The sequence below is a fragment of the Streptomyces sp. NPDC057654 genome (assembly GCF_042800135.1).
Lineage (GTDB): Bacteria > Actinomycetota > Actinomycetes > Streptomycetales > Streptomycetaceae > Streptomyces.
This window is the reverse complement of record NZ_JBHVHQ010000009.1, coordinates 24,599-36,025: the sequence shown is the minus strand read 5'-3', so window position 1 is coordinate 36,025 and position 11,427 is coordinate 24,599. Positions and strand designations below refer to the sequence as shown.

General features: G+C 70.7%; 8 protein-coding genes. 5 read left to right on the top strand and 3 right to left on the bottom strand.

All coding sequences use genetic code 11. From position 1 onward, the window contains the following. Window positions 1–307: 307 nt before the first annotated feature. Complete coding sequence (locus ACFU99_RS01900; protein WP_384384333.1) at window positions 308–2,980, bottom strand: LuxR C-terminal-related transcriptional regulator; 2,673 nt, start codon at window positions 2,978–2,980, stop codon at window positions 308–310. 146 nt (window positions 2,981–3,126) lie between these two features. Between ACFU99_RS01900 and ACFU99_RS01895 the strand changes: the two genes are divergently transcribed. The 5 genes from ACFU99_RS01895 (at window position 3,127) to ACFU99_RS01875 (ending at window position 8,008) form a co-directional block, all read left to right on the top strand. Further along, window positions 3,127–4,086 (top strand): zinc-binding dehydrogenase, encoded by a 960-nt coding sequence (locus ACFU99_RS01895; RefSeq protein ID WP_384384330.1) that lies wholly within the window; start codon window positions 3,127–3,129, stop codon window positions 4,084–4,086. Between the two features lie 489 nt (window positions 4,087–4,575). After that, on the top strand, window positions 4,576–5,811 hold the full coding sequence (locus ACFU99_RS01890) for an MFS transporter (protein WP_384384327.1): 1,236 nt from the start codon (window positions 4,576–4,578) through the stop codon (window positions 5,809–5,811). A gap of 109 nt (window positions 5,812–5,920) precedes the next feature. After that, the gene (locus tag ACFU99_RS01885; RefSeq protein WP_384384324.1) at window positions 5,921–6,343 is read left to right on the top strand and encodes a heme-binding protein; all 423 of its coding nucleotides are present in this window, start codon (window positions 5,921–5,923) and stop codon (window positions 6,341–6,343) included. 138 nt (window positions 6,344–6,481) lie between these two features. Further along, window positions 6,482–7,312: an aldo/keto reductase gene (locus tag ACFU99_RS01880; RefSeq protein ID WP_384384321.1), complete on the top strand. Its 831-nt coding sequence runs from the start codon at window positions 6,482–6,484 to the stop codon at window positions 7,310–7,312. Window positions 7,313–7,516: 204 nt separating this feature from the next. Continuing rightward, window positions 7,517–8,008, top strand: a complete 492-nt coding sequence (locus tag ACFU99_RS01875) for a VOC family protein (protein WP_384384318.1) — start codon at window positions 7,517–7,519, stop codon at window positions 8,006–8,008. Between the two features lie 272 nt (window positions 8,009–8,280). Here the strand turns inward: ACFU99_RS01875 and ACFU99_RS01870 are convergent, their stop codons facing one another. Beyond that, on the bottom strand, window positions 8,281–9,156 hold the full coding sequence (locus tag ACFU99_RS01870) for a hypothetical protein (RefSeq protein WP_384384316.1): 876 nt from the start codon (window positions 9,154–9,156) through the stop codon (window positions 8,281–8,283). Window positions 9,157–9,419: 263 nt separating this feature from the next. Further along, on the bottom strand, window positions 9,420–11,126 hold the full coding sequence (tap, locus tag ACFU99_RS01865) for a telomere-associated protein Tap (protein WP_384384341.1): 1,707 nt from the start codon (window positions 11,124–11,126) through the stop codon (window positions 9,420–9,422). Window positions 11,127–11,427 lie beyond the last annotated feature (301 nt).

The following is an 11,427-nucleotide window of genomic DNA, read 5'->3' as shown; positions in this document are numbered from 1 at the left end:
GTGTTGAACTTCTCAGGAGCTTCAGACATCAGGCGACGATAGCTGCCTGGTCACGCCGACGCAGGGGGACAGTCCCGACCCCGTACTCGATACTGCCGAACCGCCGCCTCACGTGGCAGGGGCAGTGGTGAGCATCCAGTGGCTGAACTCGGCATACCGCTGCGCGAACTCGACTGCCCCCTCACCTCCGTCACACGCGCCCAAGGCCCCGCCGGCCGTTGAATCGGGCGCGGCGGAAGACGGATCCGCGGGCGGCGGGCGGCGGGCGCGATGAAGTTCGCGAAGTCGCAGGCATCCGGCTCCCGCCTCACAGCGGGCGGGCGAACGGTGCGAGCAGGCCCAGGGCACGGGCGCGGGCGACTGCTTCGGCTCGGCCGTGCGTGCCGAGTTTGCGGTAGATGTTGCGCAGGTGGGTCTTGACGGTGTTGCGCGAGACGGTCAGTTCCCGGGCGATCTCCGGTGCGGGCAGATGGGTCGGCAGGTAGCGCAGCACCCGCATCTCGCTGCGGCTGAGCGGTTCCAGCGGCGGCGCGGCCCACGTGGCCGCGGCGGGGCCGCTCCCCGCGGACAGGTTCCGGATGTCGGTGATGAGGGAGGCGTGCCGGGTGCGGTGTGCGTAGTGTCTGTTCAGCAGGTGGCGGGCGGGGTGCAGCAGGAACCAGATCAGTACGCCGTCGGGTTCGGCCAGGTCCAGTGCCCGTTCGAGGGCGCGTTCGGTGGCACCCGGCTCTTCCAGTTTGTCCCGGGCGATGGCTTCCAGCAGGAACGCCTGTGCCGACCAGGCCCGCCAGATCAGCGGCGCCGAACCGTCCAGGACCGGCGCGAGCGCGGTGACCGCGGCGCGCGGGTCTCCCTGGGCGAGCCGCAGCATCGCCCGTACGATCCGCATCTCTCCCTTGTCCCGGTCCGCGTGGTCGAGCCCGTTCAGGATCCGCGCGGCGCGATCGGTCTCCCCCAGCCGGACGAGGGCCTGCAACTGGAACCCGTACATCGACGTGGCCACGGGGTTCGGCGCGGCCAGGAGTCCGGACAGCTGCTCGGCCGCCTCGAAGGCGGCCAGCGCCTCCGCGTTCCGGCCGCGCGCCGACGCCAGGGTCGCCCGTACATGGCAGATGCCCATCCCGGCCAAGGGCTGGGCGGCGGCTCTGATGGTGTGTTCGGCGCGCCGCACCCAGTGTTCCGATTCGTCGAGCCGTCCCTGCCAGGCCCGTACCGCGCCGAGGGTCATGTAAGCCGCCCCGGCGGCCGGTTCGTCGGTCCAGCCGTGCTGCCGTGCCAGGTCCACCGCCCGCATGCCGTGGTCGGCCGCCAGGTCGAAGGAGAGGAAGAACTCGTTGGCCGCCTGGTAGGCGAGGCTGCTGAACTCCAGGTAGGGGCGCCGGGTCCGGCGGGCCAGTTCACGGCCCTGTTGCAGGTGCCGCCGGGCCTCGGCGAAGCTGGCTGTCCAGTACTCGCTGCTGTCGAGGCTGATCAGCGCCAGCGCCCGCAGCTCCTCCCCGAGCGGGGGCCGCGTCGCGTCGGGGGCCTCGGTCAGCCGCTGCGCCTGCCGCGCCTGCTCGGCCGCGGCCGGCAGGTCCCCGCGCCGGTGGGCCAGCATCAGCCGGACGATGGCGAGCAGGAGCCGCAGGTGGTCGCGCCGGTCGGCGGGTGCTGCGGCCGCGCCGCGCTCCGCCAGTCCGAGGTACCGCTGCGCCGCCGCCACCGATCCGTGGGCGAGTTCGTCGGCGGCGAACAGGGCGGCGAGTTCGCCGTCCGCCGCGGCCTCGCCGTCGGGGAAGCCGGTGAGCAGATCGTGCGCGGTGGCCGTCCGGCCGTCCAGGTGCAGCGCGGCCCAGTGGTCGGCCAGCAGGCGGGTGGCCAGGCGCCAGTCGCCCGCGGCCTGGGCGTGCCGGATCGCGTCCACCGGGTGCCCGTGTCCGGCGAGCCAATCGGCGGCGGTGTGGTGCAGCGCGGCGAGTTCGTCCGGCGCGGTGCGGCGCAGTTCGAGCCGCAGCAGGTCGGCGAAGAGCCGGTGGTAGCGGAACCGGGACCGCGAGGCGTCCAGGGAGAACACGAACGCGTTGGCCCGCTCCAGGTCTTGCAGGACGCGCTCGGCGCCGCTGCCGCCGGTGAGCGCGTCGGCGAGTTCGCCGGTCACCCAGTCCAGCACCGAGGTCCGTAGCAGCAGTTCCCGCACCGGAGGGGCCTGCCGTTCCAGCACCTCGGCCATCAAGTACTCGGCCACGGTCCGCTCGCTGCCGGAGAATTCGGCTACGAACCGCTCCGGGTCCCGGTGCCCGGCGAGCGACAGGGCGGCGAGCCGGAGCCCCGCCGCCCAGCCCTCGGTCCTGCTGTGCAGCAGCGCCAGCGACGGCTCGGGCAGCGTCACCCCGGCGGCGGCCAGCAGGTGCCGGGCCTCCTCCGGTGTGAAGCGCAGGTCGGCGGTGCCGAGTTCGGTCAGTTCGCCGTCCAGCCGCAGGCGGTGCAGTCCCAGCCGTACGTCGTGCCGGGTGACGAGTACGAACCGCAGTTCGGCCGGCGCGCGCATCACGAGCAGTTCGAGCTGCCGACGCCCTTCGGCCGGGTCCAGCTCGTGCACGTCGTCGACGACCAGCCAGATCGGGTCCGTCAGCGGCGCCAGGTCGGTCAGCAGGCGTTCCACGGCCTCCCAGCCGTCCAGGTCCGGCGCCGCCGTCAGCGCCCGTACCAGCGTGGACCCCGCGGCCGTGGCGCGCAGCGCGTCGAGGACCGACAGCCAGAACCGCTGCGGGTCGCGTCCGTCGGGGCCGACCGCCGCCGTCCAGGCGATCCGGTCGGCGCCGCCCGCCTGGTCGGCCCACTCCCTGGCGAGGACGGTCTTCCCGCTGCCGGCCGGGGCCGATATCACGGTCACCCGGCCCGCGGCCGAGAGCCGCTCGTACAACGCGGGCCGCTGCACCCGGCCCGCGCGCAGGCGGGGTGAGCGGCCGGCCACGGACCGCCCGGCGTCGGCAAGTTCCATGGTTGCGATCCAATCACCCCGATGGGGTGAGGCCCGCTCACCCTCGTGCCGCGGACGCTGGCGCCTGAGAACTGAGAACTGAGACGGCGTAACGCCTACAGAGCGACACAGTGTCACGCCTACTAGAACAACAGGGAGAACACAGCATGCGCGCGGTCGTGAACACCGATGCTGGAATCCGCACCGTGGAGGTCGACGAACCGGAGCGGTTGCCGGACGGAGCGCCGGGCGGCGCGGGGGTGCGGATCTCGGTGGCCGCCGCCGGGATCTGCGGCACCGATGTGCAGTTCGTCGGCGCCGGCATCACCGGATTCGTCTACGGCCACGAGTTCGCCGGGGTCGACGACAACGGCACGGCCTATTTCGTCGAGCCGACCCTCTACGGCGGTACGTGCGAGGAATGCCGCGCCGGGCACCCGCAGCGGTGCGTCGAACCCGGGCACGGGAATCTCGGCGTCTTCAGCGACGGGGGCATGGCCGAGACGGTCGTGGTGCCGGAATACACGCTGCTGGAGCTGCCGCCGCGACTGGACGTACGGGACGCCGGCCTGATCGAGCCCGGCGCGGTCGCCTGGCACGCGCTGCGCCGGGCGCAGGTACGGCCGGGGGAACGGCTCCTCGTGGTCGGCGGAGCCACGATCGGGCTGCTGGCCGCCGCGGCGGCCCGGTACCAGGGGATCGACGTCGATGTGGAGGCACGCCACCCCCATCAGCTGGCGGCGGCCGACAAGCTGGGAGCCGGCCGGCCGAGCGGCGCGTACGACGTGGTGATCGACGCGGCCGGCGGTGAATCGAGCCTGGCCCGGTCCGCGGAGGCCGCACGGCGCGGCGGCAGGATCGTTTCCCTGGGCGTGTACCTGGACAAGATGCCGGTTCCGGGCAGCGCCGTGAGCCAGGTCAAGGAGCTGACGTACGTCAACAGCATCTCCTACGGCCGGCACGACGGGGTCCGCGAGGTCGGGGAGGTCGCTTCCATGCTGGCCGAGCAGCCGGACATCGCGCGCACCCTCATCACCCATCGGTACCCGATCGAGGAGGCCCGGGAAGCCTTCCGCGTCGCGGCCGACCGCAAGGCCGGCGCGATCAAGGTGGTCATCGAGCCCTGACCGTTCGAGCACCGCGGTCTCTCTGGTCCGCGTGGAAGAGGGGACGGAGGGGGCGGCCGTGATCCGCGCTCCTCGGACGTGGTCGTACGGCGCGTCAGGCGGGGGTGCACGTGACCGGCCCGTCCGGCCCCTGTCCGGCCCCCGTCCGGCCCCCGTCCGGTCCCCTATCCGGCCCGCCCCGCCGCTCCTGTCCCGGGCGGCCGCTCCCGCCAGGAGGCCGTCCCGGCAGGAACCACCGGCAGAAACCACAACAGCACAGCCCTCACCGGCATCATCACGAACCTGCAACCTCTACATCGTTGCAGGTCAGAGCCGTTTAACGGCCCGTTCAACAGCCCCGTTCCGCCGAGGCCGAGGAGCGACCACCTTCAATTGTTGCACGCGACAGTACATGCATCCACGATTAGCTAGCGCTTGCTTTAACCAGCGTGTGCAACTATTGTCTTCCGATGTAAGCGCCCAACGCAAGCACCTGGAAGGTAGCTCCCCATGCCTCTCGCGCTCCTGGCTCTCGCCATCGGGGCCTTCGGGATCGGCACCACCGAATTCGTGATCATGGGCGTGCTGCCCCAGGTCGCGGGCGACTTCGGCGTGACCATCCCGACCGCCGGCTGGCTGGTCTCCGGCTACGCCCTGGGCGTCGTGTTCGGCGCGCCGCTCCTGACCGTCCTCGGGACCAAGGTGTCCCGCAAGAAGATGCTGTTGTTCCTGATGACGCTGTTCGTCATCGGCAACACGCTGTCCGCGCTCGCTCCGAGCTTCGGCATCATGCTCATCGGCCGGATCGTGGCCTCCCTGGCGCACGGCGCGTTCTTCGGCATCGGCTCCGTGGTGGCGGCCGGACTCGTCGCCCCGCAGAAGAAGGCCTCGGCCATCTCGCTGATGTTCATGGGCCTGACGGTGGCCAACATCGTCGGCGTCCCCGGCGGTACGTACATCGGCCACGCCGCCGGCTGGCGCGTCACGTTCCTCCTCGTCGCCGCGCTCGGCGTCATCGGTTTCCTCGGCGTCGCCAAGCTGGTGCCCGAGACGGGCCGGCCGGATTCCGTGTCCGTACGCACCGAGTTCGCCGCGTTCCGCAATGTGCAGGTGTGGCTGGCCATGGCCATGACCGTCCTCGGCTACGGCGGCGTCTTCGCCGCGATCACCTACATCACTCCGATGATGACCGAGGTGGCCGGCTACACCGAGGCCACGGTGACCTGGCTGCTCGTCCTCTTCGGCATCGGCATGTTCCTGGGCAACCTCCTCGGCGGCAAGTTCGCCGACCGCAGGCTCATGCCGATGCTCCTCACCACCCTCGCGGCGCTCACCGGCGCGCTGCTGCTGTTCACCGCGACCGCCCATAACAAGGTGCTGGCCGCGATCACCCTCTCCCTGATCGGCGCGCTCGGCTTCGCGACCGTCCCGCCGCTTCAGAAGTGGGTGCTCGACCAGGCCTCGGCCGCTCCGACCCTGGCCTCCGCCGCCAACATCGGCGCCTTCAACCTCGGCAACGCCCTCGCGGCCTGGCTCGGCGGCCTCGTGATCGCCGCGGGCCTCGGCTACACCTCCCCCAACTGGATCGGCGCCATCCTCTCCGGCACAGCCCTCCTGCTCGCTCTGCTCGCCTCCCGCCTTCACCGCCGTACCCGCACCGCCGAACACGTCACCGAACGTGGCACCGAACGCGTCGTCGCAGGGGCCGCCGGGCACCGGAGCACGCCGGAAACCGTCCTGCGCTGACCTGGGCGGGCCACTGCGACCCGCCCCCTGTCCACCCCCACCCGCTCCCCCATTCCCATTCCCCACCCGAATTTCCCACCCGCATTGCCCGTCCACGAAGGAATCCGTCATGAGCACCACCCTCGCCGTCGCCCCGCTGACCACCCAGGACGCCGAGGCCCTCGTCACCGCCGCGCGCCGCGCCGCCGACGCCGCGGGGGTCCCCGTGAGCGTCACCGTCCTCGACGCGGGCGGCCACCTGCTGGCCTTCCGCCGGGACGACCGGGCGGTGCTGATCTCGGGCGAGACCAGCACCCGCAAGGCCTACACCGCCCTGCAACTCAACGCGCCGACCGCGGACCTCGTCGACCTCGTCAAGCCCGAGGGGCCGTTCCACTCCCTGCCCACCGCGCTCGACAAGCCGCTGCTGTTCATCGCCGGCGGAGTCCCCGTCCACCGCGACGGCCGCCTCATCGGCGCCATCGGCGTCGGCGGGGGCGCCCCGGAGCAGGACCACGGCTTCGCCGCCACGGCGGTCGAAGAACTGTCCTGAGGCCCCGTACGAGTCGTACGCCGCACGCCCTTCGTACGACGCACGACTCGCACACCCCACATGCCCCATACAGGGCATACAGCCCATACAGTCCCTACAGCCTGTATGACCCGCACCACCTGAAAGGCCGCAAACACCATGGCACCGTCCGTCATCCCCACCGTCGCCCTCAATAACGGCGTCGAGATCCCCCAGCTCGGCTTCGGCGTCTTCCAGGTCCCCGACGACGAGACCACTGCCGCGGTGAGCTCCGCCCTGGAAGCCGGTTACCGCAGCATCGACACCGCCGCGATCTACGGCAACGAGACCGGCGTCGGCCGCGCCCTCGCCTCCTCGGGGATCGCCCGCGACGAGCTGTTCATCACCACGAAGCTGTGGAACGCCGACCAGGGTTTCGACTCCACCCTGCGGGCCTTCGACGCCAGCCTCGCCAAGCTGGGCCTGGACCACGTCGACCTGTACCTGATCCACTGGCCGACCCCGGCCCGCGACCTGTACCGCGAGTCCTGGAAGGCCATCGAGAAGCTCGTCGCCGAGGGGCGGGTCCGCGCCGCGGGCGTGTCCAACTTCCAGCCCGCGCACCTCGACCGGCTCATCGCCGGCTCCGAACTGGTCCCGGCGGTCAACCAGATCGAGCTGCACCCCGGCCTCCAGCAGAACGAGCCGCGCGCCGCCCACGCGCGGCACGGCATCGCCACCGAGGCGTGGAGCCCGCTGGCGCAGGGCGCCGTCCTCAAGGACGAGGCCATCACCGCGGCCGCCGCCCGCCACGGCAAGTCCCCCGCCCAGGTCGTCCTGCGCTGGCACCTCCAGCTCGGCAACATCGTCATCCCCAAGTCGGTGACGCCCGCCCGCATCCGCGAGAACCTCGACGTCTTCGACTTCACCCTCACCGACGACGAGATGGCCGCCATCGCCACTCTCGACCGCGACCTGCGCACCGGCCCCCACCCGGACGAGGTCAACTGACGCTTCCGACGGGTACGGCGGGGCGGCGATCCGCGCCGCTCCGCCGCCCCTCGACGCGGACGTCGGCAAGGTGCGCACTCCGTCGCCCTGCCGAAGAATTGCTCCTGTCCAGTTCCTGCTGGAGCCGCTCTGCTCCCACGCCCACGCCCGCTCACCCGCGTGTGTGTCCCCGTGGCGGCAGAGCGCACAACGATGGGATGCGACATGAGCACCGCCACCACCCCGATGAACCTCACCCAAGCCGCCCACGTCGGGATCTCGGTCTCGGACCTGGACGCCTCGATCGCGTTCTACCAGGCCCTCACCGGGCGGGAGCCCGTAGCGGAGGGGACCATGCACAGCGTGCCGTTCGGAACGTCGCAGGGGCTGCCCACCGCGAAGCTGCGGTACGCCACGATCAACCTGGACAACAGCCTGGGCATCGACCTCATCCAGTTCCAGGAGCCGGTCGGCGAGCGTACGAACGGCAAAGCGAACCGCCCCGGCTCCATGCACCTCTGCCTCAAGGTCGACGACTTCGACGCCGTATACCAGCGGATGAAGGATGCCGGCTACGGCTTCCTCGGCGACGACTACACGTTCGCCGCGGGCGAGGTCACCCCGGAGGCGGCGCTCGGCACCAAGGTCGCCTACTTCAACGACCCGGACGGCACGAACCTGGAGATCATCCAGCCCAAGGGCGGCTTCGCCAGCTAGACCGCGGCGTGGTCGTAGCCACGACAATGACGTCATAGTGCCGTCGAACGACCACCGGATGGTGCAGCCCGGACCGGCCCGCACAGCCGCCGCTTCGTTCGTTCAAAGCTGCCCGGCCGACACGGAGCATCGCCCCGGGAACACCCGAACAGCCCAAGGGCCGTCTCGCAGTCCCTGGCGCGTACGCGCCCCGCTCGGCAACATGTTCCGCGCGCAGTCCTCAGCCAAGGCGCAGGCGGTCGGCGCGGCTCTCTTGACGCTCCCGCAGGCAGTTAAGCCTTCACATAGGAACGGAAGCGAGAGATGACCTTGAGATCCTGATAGTTGGTGGTCATGGGAGTGATGGTCTCCATTCCCCCTTCGCACTTCGGTCTCTCATAAACCCGGTACGAATAACCGCGGCCATTGAACACGGAGACGAAACCGGGATCGCCGCTCGGGAAGCTGTAGCAGGTTTTCCCTGGCGGCCCGCTGTCCGGAGCAGGAAAGTCGTACCGTCCCTGATGCCTCGCCCGGCGATATGCGCACAGCGAATAGTGGCCGCACGGATCGCCATCGATGACCTCCTGCCCGAGTATCGTCTCCTCCTGCGCCACGATCTTCCATGTGGTGGCCGAGGACGAGTTGGGCTTCGCGGACGGCTCGGCGGGCGACGGCTGAGATTTCCGCGCCGCCCCTTCCCTGGAACTCATGTCCTCGTCCTGGCCGCCCGGTCGCGCGGCTCCCTCTCCGGGGGCGGCCGCTTCCCCGGACGCCGCAGGAGGTCCCGCCGCAGGAGCGGACGGCGACGGGGAAACCTTCACATCGGCCGAACCCGGTCGTGACTCGGCACCGGGGACGGGGCCGTACTTCAGCACTTGATGCTCCGCCAAAGGCGTCTGGTGGTTGAGGACCGCGAATAAGACACCGCCTACAACGCCCATGACGACGAGGAACGCCACAGAAATGATCACCGGCGGGAAAGCACGACGCGGCGGCGCCTCCGTGAAGGTCAGGCTGGAGATGGTCCCGCCCTGCACGACGTTGTGCGCACGTCCGCCGGAGATCTTGCTGTCGACTGTGTCGCCCTTTACCGGACCAGACCTCCCCGGACCGTCATTTCCCGAGCCGGCTCCCGAGCCGGCCTTTTCCGTACCACTGGCGCTCATCCCGCCCCCCGTTCGCTGCCCGGCAGCCTATGGCACCTCCGCGGCCATTCAAAAACCCCTCACGAAGCCGATCAGATATGTTCGAATCTGAAATCGAGCGATGAGAGGCCGGGCCGTCAACGGCATCGGGCAACGTCGATCTCGGACACGACAATGACGCGCGAAGGTTGGAGCCAAAGTGCACGGGCCCCCGCGCATGCTCATCAGCCAGGATCCGCGTCGCTGACGTTCGCGATCGTCAATAGGCCTGGCCATCAGGCCCGTCAGCAGCACGCAACCGTACCTGTGGGTCCTCCCGCAGAGCCTTCAGCGAGAGCGCGACCTGTCCGGTTCGCGTCTCGGCGATTATCACTTCCGCCGTGATCCGCTGGCCCGCTTCGACGGCTTCGGAGGGGTGTTCGAGCCGGGACCACGTCAAGTCCGGCACCCGGATGAAGCCGGTGCACAAATCCTTCGGCGGGTTCTTCCGGGCGCCGCGACGGTAGCGGTTGACGGAGTCGGCGGTGATGCCGAGTTCCGCCTCGACCGCTTTCGCGGTCCCCATCTGCTTGAGCAGGTAGTTGATACGCGCCTGGAGCGTCTTGGGCGGCTGGCGGGTGAACGCCTCGCGGTCGGCGCGCTCGATGGCGTCCTCGATCTCCCCCACCGGCTACTCCCCTTCGTCCAGGACGGCGTCGCCGCCCTTGATGTGGCGGGCTGGGCAGGCGCGGGTCCAGCTCGATGTGGGAGAGGTCGACGAGCCAGCTTCCAGGGATCTTCTTGTTGAACTGCGGGGTGTGGAAGTGGTCGGGGGCGGAGAGGCCGACGACCAGGCGAAACGCGGCGGCGAGGAAGGCGGTGTTGAGGTCCAGGCCGACGGCGTACGGCAGCAGGCACTCATCATCGCTGAGCAAGTCCACCGGCCGCACCCATTGATACGCCTCTTCGTCCAGGAACCCGCCGGTCCAACCGGAGTTCACGACGACGGGGTGTTCGGCGGTGGCCTCCGGCGGGGCCGGGTCCATCGGCTCCGTTCCCAGTGAACCGGGGTTGTAGCCGGAGACCCAGTTGCCGGTCGCCTCATCCCGCACGGCGCGCGTGGGCGGACGCACCGCCGTCATCAGCTCCAGGCCGGATACGGCCGTGGAGCCGCGCGGGGTGATGACACGGGTCGCGTAGACGCCGAGGACGCGGGCGATGTCGGCCGGCTCCATGTCGGAGACGCCGGGCCAGGACCGGTCGTCGAGGGCATCCCAGGAGAGGATCGCCAACTGCACGCACTGCCGCTCGTGACCCTGCGCCTTGCGGTAGATCCTGGCCCATGGGCCGAAGCCGCGCTGCGTGAGCTGCCACTTCGCCTTCGCCACCTGCTTCACGACCGGGTGGTCCTCGGGCAGGCGCAGGGAGCGGCGCTGCTCGTGGCCCTCCAGGCGCTCGGGAAGCCCGAGTTTCACGGCGGCCGCGGCGGTGAGCACGATCAGCGGGTCGGAGTCCTTGCCGTAGCGGTTCAGCTTCGCCACGCCGAGGCCGGACTCTTTGAGCGTCCACTCCACCAGCTCCGGCACCGTGGTCGCCGGGCAGTCGAGCACGATGCCGTCGACGCCGTATGCCGAGCCGTCACCGTCCAGTACGGCAAGGGGACCGTGCAGGAAGCGCGGGTCGGCCGCGGGCTGTGCCGCCTTCTTCGCGGCAGGCCGACGTGGTGTTGCCTCCGGCCGCGCGGCCGGAGGGGCGGGGCGCTCGGGGGCAGCCGGGGCCTCCGCCGGGGCGAAGGTCTGCGGTTCGGGCGTGGCGGGGCTGGGGATGGTCTCCGGGGCCCGCGGCTGCGGCGCGGCGGCCGGGGCTGGTGCAGCACTGGGGGCGGTGGGGGCGGCGGGGTACTTCGCCGCCCAGCCGTTCAGCAGCCGCTGGTACGCCTCCAGACGTGGCGACCTCGGCTCGGAGCGGCCGTTGCGGTAATCCTCTGGTGTGCCGTCGACGGAGAAGCCCATGAAACGCACGAGTCGGCGCGCGGCCTTCGGGTCGCGTGGTCCGTAGCGGGCCATGAAGTCGCCGCCTTCGTCCGTGCCGAGCGGGTGTGCGGTGACGGGGACGAGGGCGGTGCGCCCGCGACGCGTTGCGAGATCGCGCCCGGTGCGCGCGTAACCCGACCTCTTCCAGGACGGTGTCCATCACCTCCCCCTTGGTACCGAAGCGGTAGGAGGTCGATTGGGTATTGGAGGTCCCCGCCCTCTGCTCGACCCGCGTGGATACGGACGCAAGGCGACGGGCAGGGCGGCGGCACCGCCCATC